The 17,620-nt window shown below is 62.3% G+C and carries 15 protein-coding genes; 10 read left to right on the top strand and 5 right to left on the bottom strand.

Annotated elements, in window-relative coordinates; all coding sequences use genetic code 11:
• Window position 1: 1 nt before the first annotated feature.
• The 3 genes from BG57_RS02000 (at window position 2) to BG57_RS01990 (ending at window position 3,570) form a co-directional block, all read left to right on the top strand.
• Window positions 2-958, top strand: a complete 957-nt coding sequence (locus BG57_RS02000; protein WP_035959757.1) for a GDP-L-fucose synthase family protein — start codon at window positions 2-4, stop codon at window positions 956-958.
• A 35-nt stretch (window positions 959-993) separates the two neighbouring features.
• Window positions 994-2,136, top strand: coding sequence for a glycosyltransferase family 4 protein (locus BG57_RS01995; protein ID WP_035959756.1), 1,143 nt, complete (start codon window positions 994-996; stop codon window positions 2,134-2,136).
• 117 nt (window positions 2,137-2,253) lie between these two features.
• A complete protein-coding gene (locus BG57_RS01990; protein WP_035959754.1) occupies window positions 2,254-3,570 on the top strand; it encodes a glycosyltransferase WbuB in 1,317 nt (438 codons plus the stop codon).
• A gap of 47 nt (window positions 3,571-3,617) precedes the next feature.
• Here the strand turns inward: BG57_RS01990 and BG57_RS33475 are convergent, their stop codons facing one another.
• On the bottom strand, window positions 3,618-4,070 hold the full coding sequence (locus tag BG57_RS33475; protein WP_035959883.1) for a hypothetical protein: 453 nt from the start codon (window positions 4,068-4,070) through the stop codon (window positions 3,618-3,620).
• Between the two features lie 321 nt (window positions 4,071-4,391).
• On the opposite strand from BG57_RS33475, the gene BG57_RS01980 reads away from it, so the two are divergent.
• The 3 genes from BG57_RS01980 (at window position 4,392) to BG57_RS01970 (ending at window position 7,441) form a co-directional block, all read left to right on the top strand.
• On the top strand, window positions 4,392-5,075 hold the full coding sequence (locus tag BG57_RS01980) for a DapH/DapD/GlmU-related protein (protein ID WP_229753884.1): 684 nt from the start codon (window positions 4,392-4,394) through the stop codon (window positions 5,073-5,075).
• An 86-nt stretch (window positions 5,076-5,161) separates the two neighbouring features.
• Window positions 5,162-6,886, top strand: coding sequence for an FAD-dependent oxidoreductase (locus BG57_RS01975; protein ID WP_035959753.1), 1,725 nt, complete (start codon window positions 5,162-5,164; stop codon window positions 6,884-6,886).
• A 105-nt stretch (window positions 6,887-6,991) separates the two neighbouring features.
• A complete protein-coding gene (locus BG57_RS01970; protein WP_035959751.1) occupies window positions 6,992-7,441 on the top strand; it encodes a hypothetical protein in 450 nt (149 codons plus the stop codon).
• Here BG57_RS01970 and BG57_RS01965 read toward each other — a convergent pair.
• Both BG57_RS01965 and BG57_RS01960 read right to left on the bottom strand, forming a co-directional pair.
• Window positions 7,422-8,624, bottom strand: coding sequence for a glycosyltransferase (locus BG57_RS01965; RefSeq protein WP_035959881.1), 1,203 nt, complete (start codon window positions 8,622-8,624; stop codon window positions 7,422-7,424). The two genes, BG57_RS01970 and BG57_RS01965, sit on opposite strands and share 20 nt — an antisense overlap.
• Before the next feature lie 58 nt (window positions 8,625-8,682).
• Window positions 8,683-10,164, bottom strand: coding sequence for a hypothetical protein (locus tag BG57_RS01960; protein WP_035959750.1), 1,482 nt, complete (start codon window positions 10,162-10,164; stop codon window positions 8,683-8,685).
• Between the two features lie 450 nt (window positions 10,165-10,614).
• Between BG57_RS01960 and BG57_RS01955 the strand changes: the two genes are divergently transcribed.
• Window positions 10,615-11,751 carry an acyltransferase family protein gene (locus BG57_RS01955; protein ID WP_035959748.1) on the top strand — a complete coding sequence of 379 codons (1,137 nt, stop codon included), beginning with the start codon at window positions 10,615-10,617 and terminating at the stop codon, window positions 11,749-11,751.
• Between the two features lie 59 nt (window positions 11,752-11,810).
• Here BG57_RS01955 and BG57_RS01950 read toward each other — a convergent pair whose 3' ends face one another.
• The gene (locus tag BG57_RS01950; RefSeq protein WP_229753883.1) at window positions 11,811-12,995 is read right to left on the bottom strand and encodes a glycosyltransferase; all 1,185 of its coding nucleotides are present in this window, start codon (window positions 12,993-12,995) and stop codon (window positions 11,811-11,813) included.
• A 350-nt stretch (window positions 12,996-13,345) separates the two neighbouring features.
• Between BG57_RS01950 and BG57_RS01945 the strand changes: the two genes are divergently transcribed.
• The 3 genes from BG57_RS01945 (at window position 13,346) to BG57_RS01935 (ending at window position 16,452) form a co-directional block, all read left to right on the top strand.
• Window positions 13,346-14,569 (top strand): oligosaccharide flippase family protein, encoded by a 1,224-nt coding sequence (locus BG57_RS01945; RefSeq protein ID WP_371875850.1) that lies wholly within the window; start codon window positions 13,346-13,348, stop codon window positions 14,567-14,569.
• Window positions 14,569-15,651, top strand: coding sequence for a glycosyltransferase (locus BG57_RS01940; RefSeq protein WP_035959744.1), 1,083 nt, complete (start codon window positions 14,569-14,571; stop codon window positions 15,649-15,651). Before BG57_RS01945 ends, BG57_RS01940 begins: the two co-directional genes overlap by 1 nt.
• 96 nt (window positions 15,652-15,747) lie before the next feature.
• On the top strand, window positions 15,748-16,452 hold the full coding sequence (locus tag BG57_RS01935; RefSeq protein WP_035959742.1) for a dienelactone hydrolase family protein: 705 nt from the start codon (window positions 15,748-15,750) through the stop codon (window positions 16,450-16,452).
• A 48-nt stretch (window positions 16,453-16,500) separates the two neighbouring features.
• Here the strand turns inward: BG57_RS01935 and BG57_RS01930 are convergent, their stop codons facing one another.
• Window positions 16,501-17,610: an MraY family glycosyltransferase gene (locus tag BG57_RS01930; RefSeq protein ID WP_035959741.1), complete on the bottom strand. Its 1,110-nt coding sequence runs from the start codon at window positions 17,608-17,610 to the stop codon at window positions 16,501-16,503.
• Window positions 17,611-17,620: the final 10 nt, after the last annotated feature.

Raw genomic sequence — 17,620 nt, 5'->3', positions numbered from 1 at the left:
CATGGACAAGCAAGCACGAATCTTCGTCGCGGGGCATCGGGGCATGGTGGGATCGGCGCTGGTGCGCCGTCTCAAGGCCGCCGGTTATCAGAACATCATCACGCGCACGAAGGCGCATCTCGATCTCACCGATCAGGGCGGCGTGAATCTCTTCTTCGAAGAGAATCAGATCGACGTGGTGTTTCTGGCGGCAGCGCGCGTGGGCGGCATCCTCGCCAATTCGACGATGCCCGCCTCGTTCATCTACGAGAACCTCGCGATCGAAACGAACGTGATCCATGCGGCTTGCCGCTGGAACGTGTCGAAGCTGGTTTTCTTCGGGTCGTCGTGCATCTATCCGAAGGCCTGCCCGCAGCCCATCAAGGAGACGTATCTCCTGCAATCGGAGCTGGAGCCGACCAACGAAGCGTATGCCATCGCGAAGATTGCGGGCCTCAAGATGTGCGAGGCCTATAACCGTCAGTACGGCACGCACTTCGTTTCGGTGATGCCGACCAACCTGTACGGCCCGAACGACAACTACGATCTGAAGAGCAGCCATGTGTTGCCCGCGCTGATGCGCAAGGCGCACGAAGCGAAGCTGCGCGGCGATGAATCGCTCCCGGTGTGGGGCACCGGCTCGCCGCGCCGCGAGTTCCTGCATGTCGACGATCTCGCCGATGCCGCGACTTTCCTCATGGAAAGCGACGTGAACGACGGCGTGTTCAACGTGGGCGTCGGCCATGATCTGACCATCCGCGAACTGGCGCAGACGGTGTGCCGCGTCGTGGGTTTCGAAGGCGAACTCGTGTTCGATGCGAGCAAGCCGGACGGTACGCCGCGCAAGCTGCTCGATGTATCGAAACTGGAAAGCATGGGATGGAAGGCGTCGATCGCGCTCGAAGAAGGCATACGCGCGACGTACGGGGACTTCCTTGAACGCTATGCATCGATGCCGCAGACCCTGGTGACTGCCTGAGTCGCGACGCATCCTTTCGCAGGGATAAAACAATAATGTCAGCTTCAGTGACCATCTTTCATAACGTGGTGTGGTCGCGGCACAAAGGGGAAGTCCTGTCCGCGCTGCACAACATTTCGGGGACCGGCTCCATCCGCTATTCGATGGTGCAGATCGCGGATACCGAGCACGACCGCATCGGCTTCTCGGATGTCGATTACTCGTTTCATCGCTATCCGATGAAGAAGCTCTACAACGGATGCTATGAAGACGTGCCCACCTGGCGCATGACCGCGCGCCTCGTCTGGGAAGTGCTGAAGGCGAAGTCGGATCTCGTGGTTTTGCCGGGTTATCACCGTCCCGAATACTGGGCGATGATGGCCGCATGCATCGTGACGGGGAAGCGCCGCGCCGTGTTCTGCGATTCGACCGCACGCGACAATCCGCGCCGCATGCTGACGTCCATTCCGAAGCGCGTGTTCTTTGCGCTGTGCGATGGTTATTTCGCATTCGGCACGCGCAGCCGCGAGTATCTGATGTCGCTCGGAGCGAAGCAGGAGAAGATTTTCATTCCGTGCCAGGCGGCTGCATTGCCGCGCTCGTTTTCGCCGGAAACGGTGGTTCCCGACCGGCTCGCGCATCGGCAAGGCAACAAGCCCGTGTTTCTGTTCGTTGGGCGCTTGTCAGCGGAGAAAGGTATCGATACGCTCGTCGAAGCGTTCAAGATACTGAGGAAGAGCGTGCCGCATGCGGAGCTGCGCATCGTAGGAACGGGGCCGCTCGGCGATGAACTGAAGAAGCAGGTGGCCGATGCGGGCCTGCAAGGCGCGGTGCATTTCCTGGGCAGCCTTCAGGACGCGCCGCTCTCGCGCGAATACTTCGGCGCAAGTTGCATGGTGTTGCCGAGCAAGCGCGAGCCGTGGGGCCTCGTGACGAACGAAGCATTGAATCACGGCTGTCCTGTGATCGTGAGCGAGAGCTGCGGCTGCGTGCCGGAGCTGGTCGTGGAAGGTGTATCGGGCTATGCGTTCCCTGCGGGCGATGTCGCGAGCCTGCATCGAACCATGCTCAAATCGCTGGAAGCGTTCGCCGATACGGCGGGCGTCGCGAAGCGCTGCACCGAAGTCATTCAGCGCTTCGATCCGCCATCGGCTGCGGCCAGCATAGCTCGGGGCTGTGCGCTGCTGCTGACGAACTGATGAGTCGATCGACACGGGGAAGGAGGGCGCAACACACGCAGTGATCGAGGGTTGGCGCTTTGCGGGCGACGAGGACACGCCCGGGATTCGAAGCGCGATTGTCGGGCGAGGGACCACATGAAAATACTGATATACGGGCTGAATTACGCGCCCGAGTTGACGGGAACCGGCAAATACACGGCGGAAATGGCGGAAGCGCTGGCGCAGAGCGGGCACGACGTGCGCGTCGTCTGCGCGCCGCCGTACTATCCGGAATGGAAGGTCGGCAAGGGCTATGCAAGCTGGCGGCCTCGCTTCGAGACGCGCAAGGGTGTGCGCCTGTCGCGCGCGCCGTTGTGGGTGCCGAAGAAGCCGAGCGGAGCGAAGCGCATGCTGCATCTGGGCTCGTTCGCGGCCCTGTCTCTGCCTGCGCTGATGCTGCACGCGCTCTGGCGTCCGCATGTCGTGATGACCATCGCACCGAGCCTGGCGAACGCCCCCGGCGCGCTCGCATTGGCGCGAATCACCGGCGCGCGGTCATGGCTGCATATTCAGGATTTCGAAGTAGATGCGGCCTTCGATCTCGGCCTGCTGAAGAACGCACGCGCGGCGCGTGGCGCGCTTGCATTCGAACGCTGGCTGATGCGCCGCTTCGACGTCGTGTCCTCGATCTCCGACAAGATGGTCGAGCGCGCGGTGAAGAAGGGCGTCGCGCCCGCCGATGCCTTCCATCTCCCGAACTGGGTCGATACCACCGCGATCTATCCGCTCGACGGGCCGAACGCGTTCCGGCGCGAACTCGGCATTGGCGAGCATACGAAAGTGGTGCTTTACTCGGGCAACATGGGCGCGAAGCAAGGCCTCGAAGTGCTGGCGGCCGCCGCCGCTCAATTCGCCTCGCGCGACGACGTGGTGTTCGTCTTCTGCGGCAACGGTGCGACCAAGGCCGAGCTGCAGAAGCGTTGCGCCGATCTGCCGAACACGCGCTTTCTGTCGCTGCAACCGGTCGAGCGTCTCAACGAGCTATTGAATCTCGCGGACATCCACGTGCTGCCGCAACGCGGCGATGTCGCGGACCTCGTCATGCCCTCGAAGCTCACCGGCATGTTCGCGAGTGGGCGCGCTGTTGTCGCGATGGCCCATCCGGGCACCGAGTTATATGAAGCGGTATCGGGGCGCGGTGTCGTGATCGAGCCGGAAAGCGTCGACGCATTGACCGACGCCATCGAGATGCTCGTGCGCAATCCGGTGCTGCGTGCGCGCTACGGTGAGGAAGGGCGCCTCTTCGCGCAGGAACGGCTTTCGCCGCAATCGGTGTTCGCGCGGCTCGAAGAGCGCCTGAAGTCGCTCGCCGGCGATGCGGCCGCAGTCCGTGGCGGCGACGCCGTCGAACTGCCCATCGTTCGCATGAAGGAACGCGCACCGATCATGCCGCAAGTCGAAAAGATCGAGTGAGCAGTATCGTCGGCCGTTCGGTGATCTGAACGGCCGATCATCCACCGTCAATACGGCGACTTGTAGATCTCTCTCGCCCGCACGGCTTTCGCCGGCGGCTTCAGCCCTTCGGGCGTGCGATAAAGCGTCGCTGCCGCAGCTTGGGGCATCATCATCGCCTTCGCATCCGCATTGCGTCCGACGCGCCGCAATTGCGCGCCCGCGCCAGGATTTCCCGCATAGCCATTCTGTTGCGCGAGCAGCTTGTCCGTTGGCGATATGCCCTGCGCAGTCTGCGCATTCGTGATCGGCCCGCGCTGTCCGCCTTTGCCGTTGACCGGCGCGCCGTAGGGATCGGCATATCGATCCGGACTGCCTAGCAAATCCATTTCCGACGGCACGCCGCCGCCCGCCGGCTTCGCGATCGCCGCATCGGCGAAATTGCCCGCATGCGCAAGCGGCGATGCGATCAGCGTAGCCAGCACAAGCGGCATGAGCGCCGCGCGTAGCTCGTGTTTCATTCGATCCTCCGGGACTTTGTTGCAGTGATCGGCATGCATTCCTGAATGCTCTGTCATGCGTTGTACAGAGATTGCATCGGTGCATCGGTACGCTACTCCACGCGGCGTGATGAATCGCATACGCATGGCCGGGAGCTTACGGCCAGGCTCCGACTAGTGCCGCCAAAAGTCTTGCCGATGCGGCCAAGCGTGTCATAGCGCACGTGGCGCATTTTGACGTTCGCTGATAATCGGTTCACCGTATGCGGTCCAGCGCCATGGCGCGATCGATACGAATAACAAGCAACAAAGACTGCACATCACCTTGTATTCGAAGAATCAATGCGCGCGACCACGCGCAGCAAGCGCACAGCGAACAAGGCCGGGGATTTCATGGACAGAGCGATCGACGAGCGATGCATCGGCGCGCCCAGCGATGGGCGCAGCGACGACAAACACGACGCGCGGATCAAACGCGGCAATGTAATCGATCTTTCGCTCGCGGGTCCGGGCAACTTCGTCGCGCAGCGCAGCTTTCTCATCGAGCTCGTGTGGTTCTTCGTCGAAGCATGCTTCATCAATAACAAGCTGATTCCGGTTTCGTTCGTGCGTGTTGCGCTATTGCGGGCGTTCGGCGCGCGCATCGGCAAGAACTGTCGCATGCCGCATCCCATTCGCGTGAAGGCGCCGTGGAATCTCGAAGTCGGCGATAACTGCTGGTTTGGCGTCGATGCGTGGATCTATAACCAGACCGATATCCGCATCGGCTCGAACGTGTGCATTTCGCAGGGCACGTTTCTCACGACCGGATCGCACGATGCGGCCGGCAGCATGGATTTGCAGGTCGCGCCGATCGTGATCGAAGACGGCGTATGGATCACATCGAAATGCGTCGTGCAGATGGGCGTCACCATCGGACGATCGGCGCTCGTTACGCCGCTTTCCGTGGTGCATCGCTCGCTCGAAGCCGAGGGCGTGTACGGCGGCAATCCGGTGCGATTCATCAGGAAGCGCTTTCCTGCATGACAGACGGGCAAGGCATCACGAGGGCGCTGCATGAAGGCCGCAGCGCGGCATCGCTTAAAGCATGAAAATAAGAGGGAGCACGGGGCATGTTCATTGACAGCCGGAGCGTGGACGAAGGCGCAGTCATCGAGACCACGGTATGCATCGTCGGCGCGGGTGTCGCCGGCATTACGCTGGCGCTGGAGCTGGAGAAGCAGGGCATCAGCGCGTGTCTGCTGGAAAGCGGCGGATATAAGGCGGACAACGACACGCGCGATCTCTATCGCGGCGAGAACGTTGGCGTTCCTTACGAATTCGCCGATGGATGCCGCAGCCGCTTTCTCGGCGGCAGCAGCAATTGCTGGGGCGGATGGTGCCGCCCGCTCGATCCGTGGGACTTCGAGAAGCGCGACTGGGTGGCCGACAGCGGCTGGCCCTTCGGCCTCGAAGAACTGCGCCCGTATTACGAGCGCACGCATGCGCTGCTGCAACTCGGCGAAAACAATTTCGATCCCGCGCATTGGGAAGCGGCCATCAACCGGCCCGACGTGCGGCGCCATCCGTTCCTGAGCGGCAACGTGCGCGACACGATCTCGCAGTTCAGCCCGCCCGTGCGCTTCGGCAAGGTGTATCGCAAGGAACTGCTGGCGGCGAAGAACGTGCGCGTGTTCCTGTACGCGAACGCGTTGAATATCGACACCGATGCCGATGCGCGCTCCGTCACGAAGATCGATGTCGGCACGCTGTCCGGCCGCCGCTTCGCAATTCGCGCAAAGGTGTTCGTGCTCGCGACGGGCGGCATCGAGAATGCGCGGCTGCTGCTTTCGTCGAACAAGGTGCAGGCAGCAGGTCTCGGCAACGGCAACGATCTGGTTGGCCGCTATTTCATGGACCATCCGCGCATCATGTCGGCGAGCGTGCACTTCAAGAAGGAGTGGGCGCGCAACAAGCTCTACGACATCAAGTATCACTATCAGAACAAGGCGGTCTCCGCGAACGGCACGTTCATCTCGTCGCAGTTTGCGCTGACGCAAAAGACTCTGAAGCGCGAGAAGCTGCTCAATGCGCGTGCGTGGTTCTATTCGGTGTTCCGTGGCGAGAACACGAAGGGCTCCGAGGCGCTCATTCGCGCGAAGCAGGCCATGCTCAAGAAAGACCAGCCGGGCTACAGCATGGCGGCGGACCTCGTCACGATGATGACGCATCCCGTCGATACCGCCTGCTTCGGTCTTGCGCGTCTGTTGCAGCCGCGTCCGCTCATCACGGAAGTGAAGATTCAGACCATCGTGGAAGCGGAGCCGAATCGCGATAGCCGCGTGACATTGTCCGCGCAGAAAGACGCGCTCGGCATGAATCGCGTGAAGGTGGACTGGCAGGTGACCGAGCTCGTGAAGCGCACGTTCGATCGCACTGTCGCGCATATCGCGACGGAACTGCGGCGCGGCGGCGTGGCCGATGTCACGCTCGACGAGCCGCTGCAAGGCAAGCCGTGGCCGGCGCAGCTCGAAGGCACGTGGCATCACATGGGCACGACGCGCATGCACGATTCGCCGAAGAACGGCGTCGTGGACCGCAATCTGAAGGTCCACGGCATGAGCAATCTGTACGTGGCGGGAAGCTCGGTGTTCCCGACCGTCGGCGCGAATTTCCCGACGATCACCATCGCCGCGCTGACCTTGCGGCTGGCGGGGCATCTTCAGCGCGTCATCAAGAGCGACGATGCAGCGCCGACAATCGTCACGGCGTCCGGCAAGCCGATGCGTCACGAGAAACAAGCCGAATCGCTGCCGATGGCGGCATCGGCCATGCATATGCGGGGAGACCTGGCGTAAAGCCTGGCATGTAGGGGAAGGGGGCGCCGCCGGTTCGGAAGACCGGCGGCGTTTTCTTTGGTGGCTATAATCGGCATCCGTTCATCGCTTCGAATTGGATCGCCTGTGAAAAAGCTCACCGTCATCGCTTTTGCTTCCGTATTGCTCGCAGCATGTTCCTCGCCCGAGAAGGACGCGCTGAAGGCTCAGGGTTTCACGCGCTCGGAACAGGCGCTCGAGACGGCGCAGCGAAACGCGACGGTCGCGTGTCGCGACGCCGCGCAATGCAGTGCGATGTGGGATATGACGAAGCGCTATATCGAGCAGAACTCGAATCAGCCGGTGATTCGCGCCGATGCCGACGCTATCGAGAGCGACTTGCCTTCGCGCTCCGGCAAGCCGGTTTATTCGGCCACGCGCGTGGCGAAGGGCAATGGCGCGACCATCTCGCTCTATGCGCAATGCCGGGGCATGTATGGCCCCGAGCGCGCGAAGGGCTCGGATTACGACGACTGCGCGAGCAAGATCATCGCGGTGCAAAACCGCTTTGCGAGCGCTATCCAGCCGCCTCGCTAACCAGGCCGCGCGTCACGCCGCCATCGCGCCGGTTCGCCGTTTCGCGCAGCACGCGCACGAGGTCTTTCGACATCGCATCGACATGAAAGCGCTGCATGAAGGTCGCAAGCGCCTGCTCGCGCATCGCGGCTGCCGCGTCGGCGTCCATGCGCAGCCAGGTCGATAGCGCTTCGATGGCGCCGTCGACCGTATCGCTCGTGACGATGCCCGCGCCGTCTTCCTTCACTTCGCGCCAGATGTTGACCTTGTCGGAGATCAGTACCGGCAGTTTCGAACCCAGCGCTTCGGCAACCGCAATGCCGAAGTTTTCCTGATGCGACGGCAACGCGAATACATCGCTCGTGCGGAAAGCGCCCCACTTGAGATCGCCGGTGAGCATGCCCGTCCACGTCGTGCGGTCCTCGATGCCGAGTTCCTTCGCAAGGGTGCGCAGCTGCCTCGCCCATTCGCTATCGTCGGGACCGGCCATCACCAGATGCGCGCGGGGGTCGATATCGCGCACGGCGGCGAAGGCCTTCAGCAATAGATCGCATCCTTTCTTCTCGTGAATGCGGCCGAGGAAGAGAATCGCGCGCTTGCCCGCGAGTTGCGGAAACTTCGACAGAAACGCGTTGCGCAATGTCGTCGAATCAGCGGGCGGCTGGCGCGTGCCGAACGACACGACTTCTTCGTTCGCACGATAAAGCCTGAACGATTCGCGGGCGAGCAAGCGTTCTTCTTGCGTCGTGAAGAGCACGCGCCTTGCATCGCGCAACACGCGATACTCAGCCCAGGGCCAGTACAGGCACTTCTTCAGATGCTTGAGCGGATACGTGCGCTTGAACCACGGATCGAGCATGCCATGAGGGAATACGTAATACGGCACCTTGCTGCCGCGCAGCGCCTTCCACGCGCCGAAGCTATGGTATTGCCAGAGTCCGTTGACGATGATCGCGTCGAAGCGAACCGCATGCTCGGCGAGCCACGGCACGAGCCGCGGACATAGCCCATAGAAGCCGCGTGACGGACCGAGCGCATGCAGACGCAACGGAAACGCCTTGAGATAGGGCGCATCCGGTGCATCGAGCGATACGACTTCGATTTGATGGCCCATCGCGCGCATGCTGAGGCCGCTTTGCAGCACGCCCTCTGTGGGACCGCCTGCACGCGGATCGACGGTGGACAGCAGATGCAGAATCTTCATGAAGCAACGAGCCCCGGAATCGTTGGCATTGACATATGCGATGGCACTGGCGATCGCATCACGCGGACGGTGCGAGCGAACCCGCACCCGATGGCGGGTCGTGTCGGTCCTGTCCGTGATGATCGTGCGCGATGGCTGCTGCGTGCGATGGCAGCATGTCCGGCATCGGCCCGTAAAACGGATCGTAGTTCGGATGAACGTCCGGTCGCGTGCCGCCATAGCGCCTTCTCATCGATGCCTGATGCGCCGAAGCATGTTCCGCGCGCATCCGCATGTTTTGAGCGATGCGTGCGAACGCCGCGACGAGCAAGCCGAGCGCGACGCCGAACACGATGCCGGAGAAGCGGTTGCCAAGCGGATTGCCGCCTACCGATGTCGCAGGCAGCGCGGCGACGACGAGCAGCGCGCGGCCAAGCACGGGCAGATAGACGGCATCCGGCGAGCGGCGCCGCCATGCACGATACGCCATCGAGCCGCGATACAGCGCCCACAGCACGGCGATCGGCAGCGCGATGCCGAACAGCACGCCGCCCGCGAAGAACTGATAGACCCAGAAGTTGTGTCCCGCCGCCCATTCCTTGATCGCGTAGAAATCTTTCGGCGTGAACTGACCGGCGAGGTCCGGCAGATAATCCGGCGAATAGCGGTAGTCGTGGCCGTATCCCTTGCCGACGATAACGGACAGCGTGTCCGACATCGTTTGATCGTACTGGTCCTTCATTTCTGCAAGACGCGTGATGGTCGTCGGATCGCGGCCCGATTCCGTGGCCTTCGCAAACGACATACGCTGCGACCAGTGTTCGGCCACCGCAGGGAAGAATGCAGCGGAAGCGGCGACCATCGCGCCGAGCAAGGCGGCGATCATGACTGCGCGCAGTCCCGCCTTGAAGAGATGCCTGGCCGAAGGCGCGGCGAGCCACGTCGCGAAGGCGAAGAGCAGCATCGTGCCGACGAGCAGACTGCGCGTGACGCTCAGCAGCTCGATCACGACCGTCGCGAGAAACAGCAGCACGGTCAGCTTCGTCATGCGCTTGGCGACGACGAACTCATGCAGCAAGAGACCTTGCAGGCAAAGGAACGTGACCGATACGATGCGAAAGCGCACGTTCTCCAGTCCGCCGCCGGTCGCCATGCCATAGGCGAAGCTGAATACCAGCGATGCGACCATCGACCAGAACATCGCGCGTTCGATCTGTTCGAGCCGCTGCGAATCCCACGGACGGCAAGCGACGAAATAGCCGAGCAGCATGAGCGCGAACGGCAGGATCACGCGCATGTAGTTGCCCGAATCGTTTCCCTGCAGCACTTGCGTCGCGACACTGCCGAGTATCGTGACGAGAAAGAGCGACGTGATGATCGTGCGCAGCCGCGAGCGCTGTGCGAATCGCGGCGCGATCATTAGCAGGGCGCAGGCCGCGCCTATCGCGGGAATGGTGAGCAGAATCTGTATGGCCTTGCTGGCGGTTTCTGCGGCCTTGAAGTCGAAAGCGAGCGGCAGCAGAAAAAGCCAGATCCAGACGACGGCGAACTTGTTGCGCATGGCGTTCTCTTTAGATGGCTTCGCGGCATTGAGCCGGTGCGTGCCCTGGAAGCCTGAAGTCGCGTGTCGGATGCTTGGTCAAAGCTCGAGCGACGGTCCCCGGGTACCCCGTATTTGTGCGTCGAATATATCAGCGGGTAGAAGCGCGATCCGCCGACGCGGCGTTTAGCAACTAGTCTTCGGCGCGAATCGACGGATGGCCATGTGCGCCGTACCACGCTCGTCAGGTTCGCATCGTTCGTGTGTTGGCGAGGTCACGTAGTGCGCGACGCGCTGTCGGCTAACAACGCGATTCTGGCCGATTGCACCGCCCTTCTCGAACGAACATTGCACTGCCGGAATACCGGTGTGAGACCACGATAATCGCGATGCGCGTGCGTGCGCCGATATGAGGACCCGGGCGGCGAGGCATCCAATACAAACAAGACCTTCGCAGACAGGGGGAAGGCCATGAGCCTTTTCGGCGCCACACGCATGTCAGGACCCAATCGATCGATCGAGCTCGATTTCATCCGGGGCCTTGCCATCATCGCAGTCATGGGGTTTCACTTTCATTCGTATCCGACTGGCAGTGCGTTGATTGCCGCGATCGAATATCCGCTCAAGAGCTTCGGCCATGAAGGCGTGAACCTTTTCTTCACGCTGAGCGGCTTTCTCGTCGGCGGCTTGCTGTTAAAGCAATACGCGCAGGAAGGGCGCATCGATGCAGGGCGCTTTATCGTGCGGCGCATCTTCAAGATATGGCCCGCGTACTACGCGCTGATTATCTTCCATGTGATCGTGGGGCGGCATCCGGCCGATACGTTCCTCGTGCAGAACCTCACGCACATGCAGAACTACTTCGGCTCGTCGGTGGCGCAGACGTGGAGCCTCGCGGTCGAGGAGCATTTCTATCTGTTCCTGCCGCTGCTGCTGATCGTGTTCGCGCGCTGGCAAACCCGCATCAATACGATACTGACCGTGCTCGCCGGCATCTGCGTCGCCGTGCTGATTGCGCGCAGCATCGCGGTCTATAACGGCGATCTTCAGGGCACGTTCTTCTATACGCAATACCGCATCGACAGCCTGCTGTTCGGCGTGATGCTCGCCGCGATCTACTGGCTCAAGCCCGCGGTGTATCGCGGGATCGCCGAGAGAAAGGGCGTGTTGATTGCGCTCGTCGCGGGCCTCGCGCTGTGGCTCGTGCTCGGCACGCGCAACGCGGCGGTGGATCAAAGCATCGGTTATACGGTTCAGGCGTTCGGCTATTGCGCGCTCATCGTGCTGACGCTCGAGTATTCCGGGCGCGTGCGCGAGACGCTCATCTATCGCGTGATCGGGTGGATCGGCGTGTATTCGTATGGCATCTATCTGTGGCATTCGCTGGCGCTTGCGCCGGGCGACATGCTCATCCGCAAGGCGGCGGCGCTGAATCTGCCGGCGATACCCGCGTGGGGCGTCATCATGGCGGCGCAATTCGCCATCGCAATCATCGTGGGCTATGTAACGACGCGTGCTGTCGAGTTTCCGTTCCTCCGCATTCGCGATGCGCTGTTCCCGGCGAAGCGGAAAGTCGAAGTGTCCGAAGTGGTGGGCCGTCAGGCTTGAGATGAAAAAAAACCGGTGCTTGCGGTTATCGCAAGCACCGGTTTTTCATTTGCAACGGATCAGGCCATCGCCTGACGCAGCGTTTCCTTGAATTGCGCAAGCGTATTGCGTTCGAGCAGATGTCCTTGAACGACAGGCCGAGTGCGTCGCGCGAGCACATCGTCGAGCGCACGGTTGATCGATGCAGGCGACAGATCATCGATGACCGGTCCCAGATCCCCCGTGCGGCAGAACCAGCCGATCAGTCCATCGGCCGTCGCGACCACCGGCTTGCCGAAGCGGAACGCCTGCACGAGCACGCCGCTCATGCCGTAGTGGCCTTTATAGCCGAGCCACACCACATCGCACGCGGAGAAAAGGTCCAGCTCCATCTCGCTCGGGATGAAGCGATCGATCACGACCGGCGCGGGCGTAAGCCTGGCGACCGCGGCTGTCAGCAGGGCGCGGGCATCGTCGTCCTGCTTTCCGGCGATGACGAGCGTCGGCGCATGTGCATCGCCGTTGCGCGCGGCCAGCGCATCGATCAGTTCAAAGAGGCCCTTGCGATCGTTGATCGCGCCATACACGAGCACATGCTTGCCGCCCGAAAGCCCGAGCCTTTGCTTCGCCGCCGATGGCTCGGCTGCGCGCGCATCCGGAAACGGATCGGCGAGATATTCGATCGCCGTGCGCCCGCTATGGCCCGCGTTGCGCTTCCACCAGTCGGGCAAAGTCGGGTCGATGGTCAGCAGCGTCTTCATGCCGCCCACGCGAACCGCACGCGCAAAGAGCTTCGATTTCACCGCATTGACGAGCGGCCGGCGCGGCGCGCGCACGCCGACGAGATGATGATGAAAGTTCGAGCGCATCGTGACGCCGACCCACGGCGTCTTGCCGAACGGCGAGCGCAGAAACGGCAGCGCGAGCAGGAAGTAATCGACATAAGGCACGACGACGAGCGCGACCTTGCGCTCGCGGCTGGCCATTGCATACGCATGCCGGAATTCTTCGTGCGAGCGCATATAGCTGATCGAGGAAAGACCCTTGCGCCCGCGATGCTCCGGCGGCGCAACGAGCGTGATGTCGAGCGCACCGCCGCCTTGCTCGCGAATCTTCCTGACGAGCGGATGCTCGGCGTTACGCGGCTGCGTCACGATGAGGCAGCGATAACCCGCTTCCATATACGCGTTCGCGGCCCATTCTGCATAGCGCCAGCGATGGCCGCTGAAATCGGGCTCGATGATGAGGACGGTCTCGTTCGCCATGATGTTGGTATCCGGCATGGTAATGGTGGAGTGAGGCACGCTGCATTTTGAGGCGTCACCGGCATCACGGGATGTGGTCGAGGACACGCAACGTGATCCGTCAATCCTCACTAACACCACGCAGGGCCGATTAGCACTACGCGTTGTCGTCCGCAACGGATGCGGTCACGATACTTTGCGTCAGTCGCCTGAAAACAAGCGTCGTCGTGCGCGCACCCGTCGTCCGGACATGGTGCGTCGGCGTGGCGCGCAAGGTGGATCGCGCGCGATACCGACATATCGCCGCGCCACGAATCGAATAAACATCAGCAGCGCGGGGAAATTGAGTGAGATCTGTCCGGCTACCTTTTATGCCAGCACGCGCGCGATTCGGGCACGATGCCGCGTTCTGGGTGCTCCTGCAACAAGTGGTGGTGCGCGGCCTCGTTGCCGTGAAGTTCCTGGCCATCGGCCGCATACTCGGGCCGGAAGCGATCGGCGCGGTGAGCATTGCGCTGCTTGCAGTGGCTATCGCCGAGTCCTTGTCCGATACCGGGCTTGCACAGGCCGTCGTGCAAGGACGGGATGCGCCCACGCACGATGAACTCGGCGCGGTATGGGCCACGCTCGCAATGCGCGGCGTGTTGATCGGCCTCCTGCTTGCCGCGCTCGCGCCGCTGATGACGAGCCAGTTCCACATGAGCGGCTCCATCGGGCTGATTCTGCTTGCGGCCGTGTTGCCCATCATGCGCGGCGTTGCCTCGCCAGCGTATTTCATCGTCACGCGGCAGCGCGGCTTTCAGACGCTGGCGGGCGTGGAGACATCGGCGGCGTTCACCGATTGCGCAGTGGGACTCGTATGCGCGCTATCGGGCGCGGGCGCCTATTCGGTGCTCATCGGCCTCGTTGCGGGCGAACTGCTGAAGACTACGCTGACCTGGACCGCCATGTCGCCGCGTCCGCCGATTCGCTTTTCGTTCGCGGGCATCTCGCACTACGTCAACTTCAGCCGATGGATCTGGGCGGGCAGCGTCGTCAATCTGCTGCTCAATCAGTTCGACAAGGTGGTCGTCGCGAAGCTGCTCGGACCGATGCAGCTGGGCGCGTATCAGATGTCGTCGAAGCTCGCGCAGATGCTGCTCGCCGATGCCGCCATCGCGATGTCGCAGTATCTGTTTCCGACGTTCTCCGAGCATCTCCGGCGCGACGTTGCAGGCGCACGCAAGCTGTTTCGCCGCTATCTGCTGCTCGCGGGCGTCGGCCTGACGGTGCTCGTGATCGTGCTGCGCATCGCCGCCGAACCGCTCTTCAATTTCGTGCTGGGACCGGCGTGGCTGTCGGCGGTGCCGCTCTTCAGGATCTTCGTCATCAACATGGCGATCGGCGCGGTCATCGCGGTGCTCGTGTCGTGGCTGCGTGCGGCGGGCATGCCGAAGGTCGCGACGCACGCGTCGATCATTCAGGCGATCGTGCTGTGCGTGACCGTGCCTGTCGCGATGCATCTGTGGGGTGTGACGGGCATCGCATGGGCGATGACAGCGGGCCTCGGTTCGGCTGCTGCATGGATGCTCTATCGAAGCGTGAAGGAGGCTTAATGCGGATCATCCATCTCGTGCTCGCGCCGCGTCTTTCCGGTGCGGAAGTGCTGGCGAAAGACCTGGCGATACATCAGCAACGCGGCGGGCAGACGGTCGCGATCGCATCGCTGACGCCTGCACATGACGACTTCACCGCGTTGCAGGCGGAACTGGTGGCGAACGGCGTGCAGTGTCTCTTTCCGCAGCACGCGCAAGGACGCTTCGGCAAGCTGTGGAATCTGTATCGGACCATGAGCGGGTATCGCGCGGACGTGATCTTCGCGCACGCGACGATCCCCGCGTTCTATGCGCGCATGCTGCCGCTCGGCGTGCCGGTCGTCTACGTGATGCACTCGGCCACCAACGACTTCGAGAGCGCGATGTTCCGGCGTGTCGAACGCATGCTGTCGCGGCGGGCGCGCGCGGTGATCGCCGTATCGCCGGCGAATATCGACGATTACGTGCGCGCCGTCGGCCGTCATCCGTCGATGACGCTGATCCCGAACGGCGTCGACATGTCGCGCTTTTCGATGCGAGCGGCGCATGTTCCGTCGAACGCATCGCAACAGATCGTGCAGATCGGACGTTATACGTCGGTGAAGAATCAGCTCTCGACGGTGCATGCGTTCCAGCGGGTCGTCGAACGCGTGCCCGATGCGCGGCTGCTTCTGTGCGGCGTGATCGAAGATCCGGCGTATCACGCAGCCGTGGGCGATCTCATCGACAAGCTAGGCCTCTCCGCTAACGTGACGCTGCAGGGGCCGCGTTCGGACATCGCGGAACTGCTGTTTTCGTCGAGCGTGTTCGCGATGCCTTCGCGCTCCGAAGGACACAGCATCGCGTTTCTGGAGGCGCTGGCGTCAGGCGTGCCGGTGGTCGCGAGCACGATCCGGCCGTTTGCATTCGCGGCGGATTTTCCCGGCGTGCGTCTTTGCGATCCCGACGATACCGCCGCCTACGCCGATGCGCTCGTTGCGGCGCTGACGCAGCCGCGTTCTCACAGGCCGCTCAACGGCCTCACGCTCGCCGATACCGCTGCGCAATATCTGGCCGTCGCACGCGGCGTCGCCCGTGGCCTGCCGGGTGCAGCGCCCGCCTGAAGGATTGGACGGCGATCGCGCCAGCGAATCGTTCTGGCGCATCCGTCGTTTTTCGCGTATCAAAGAGATGCCGCAGCTCTCATGGAAGGAGAACCCATGTCCGACATGCTCAGCATCTCTACACCCGATGGCGATTTCGACGCCTACGTGGCCTTTCCCGCGCAGACGCCCGCGCCCGCCGTCGTCGTTCTTCAGGAGATTTTCGGTATCAACGGCGACATGCGCGAAACCACCGACGAATACGCACGACAGGGTTACGTCGCGTTATGCCCGGACCTGTTCTGGCGGATCGAGCCGAACGTGAATCTCACGGATCGCACCGAAGCCGAATGGCAGCAGGCGATGAAGTACTACAACGCATTCGACCTGAACACCGGCGTCGAGGATATCGCGGCGACCATCGGCTTCGCGCGCGGGTTATCGCAGGTGCAGGGAAAGATCGGCTCGGTCGGCTTTTGTCTAGGCGGGCTGCTGTCGTTTCTCAGCGCCGCGCGCACGGATGTCGATGCATCGGTGTCGTACTACGGCGGCGGCATGGACCAGCACCTGGATGAAGTGCCGAACATCAAGATTCCGTTGCTCATTCATCTGGCGGAAGAAGACGAGTTCATCAATGCCGAAGCGCGCAATCGTGTGCTCGCGGCTGTGCAGGGGCGCGAGAATATCGAGGCGTACACCTATCCCGGCTGTCATCATGCGTTCGCACGCAATCAGGGCGCACATTACGATGCCGCCGCAGCGAAACTCGCGAATGGCCGGACCGCCGATTTCTTCAAAAAGCACTTGAAACAGGGCGTGTAATCAAACGCCGCCCGAAGAGGGCGGCGTCGGCTCGTGCAAAGGCGGGCGCTATTTCTTCACCGTATGCGGCCTCCGAAACACCATCCAACGCGGCGCCTTGAAGCGGACGATGCTCACGTACAGCCACACGTAAGTCACCGCGAATACGACGACGAAGCAGAACAGATGCACCGTATGCCGCCAGAAGAGCGTCGCGGGAATCACGGCGATCAGACACAGCAGCCACAGATAAGGTGAGGTCAGCGAATTGCGCCGCGTGATTTCGCGTGCGTTCTGCGCGCCGACGGCCCAGCGCATCAGCCGCTTGTAGACGAGCATATGCAGGTGCACGCCATCCGGAATGCCGGGGGACATGCCGCGAATGAACTTCTTGCGATAGATCGAGAAGCACGTCTCGAAGATCGGGTACATGAAAAGCAGCACCGGATACCAGGCGGAGACATCGCGGTTGCGCATCACGAGCATGATCGACAGTTCGCCCAGCATGAAGCCGACGAAGTACGCGCCGCCATCGCCGAGAAAGATCAGGCCCGCCGGAAAATTCCAGATGAAGAAGCCCATCACCGCGCCCATCATGATGAGCGAGCCCGACAGCACGATCGGGTCATGCACCTGGAACGCGACGTAGGCGAGCGACGCGAACATCATGAACGTGACCATCGATGCAAGGCCGTTGAAGCCATCGATGATGTTCACCGCATTGGCCAGCGCCGCGACGGCAAGCACCGTCACCGCGCATGAAATGACCGCGTAGGAGAGCAGGAAATCGAGCGGCGGCACGCTGATGCGCGTTACCGCGATATTCAGGACCGCATAAGCGAGACCGGCTGCAGCCATCGTGCAGAGAAGGCGCACGAGGGGCGTCACGCGTTTGGTCAGGTCTTCGAGCAGCCCGGACAAAAACGCGGGCATGCCGCACGCAATGATGCCGAGAATGCCGGCCGATACGAGCGGATAGCTCCATCGCAACTGCACCGCCGATGCGGTCAGCCCGCACAGGATGCCAACGCCGCCGATGCGCGGCACCGGACGCGCGTGAAACTTCTGCACGCCGGCGAGATCGGTGTCGCCGAGCACGCCTTCCTGCAAGTGTGCAAAGCGCACGATCAACAAGGTCACGAACAGCGAGACCAGAAAAGCAAGCGCGAAACTAAGCATGAAAAATAGA

It is taken from the genome of Caballeronia grimmiae (assembly GCF_000698555.1).
Classification (GTDB): domain Bacteria; phylum Pseudomonadota; class Gammaproteobacteria; order Burkholderiales; family Burkholderiaceae; genus Caballeronia; species Caballeronia grimmiae.
The sequence above is the reverse complement of the archived record's forward strand: the minus strand, read 5'-3'. Positions and strand labels throughout refer to the sequence as shown.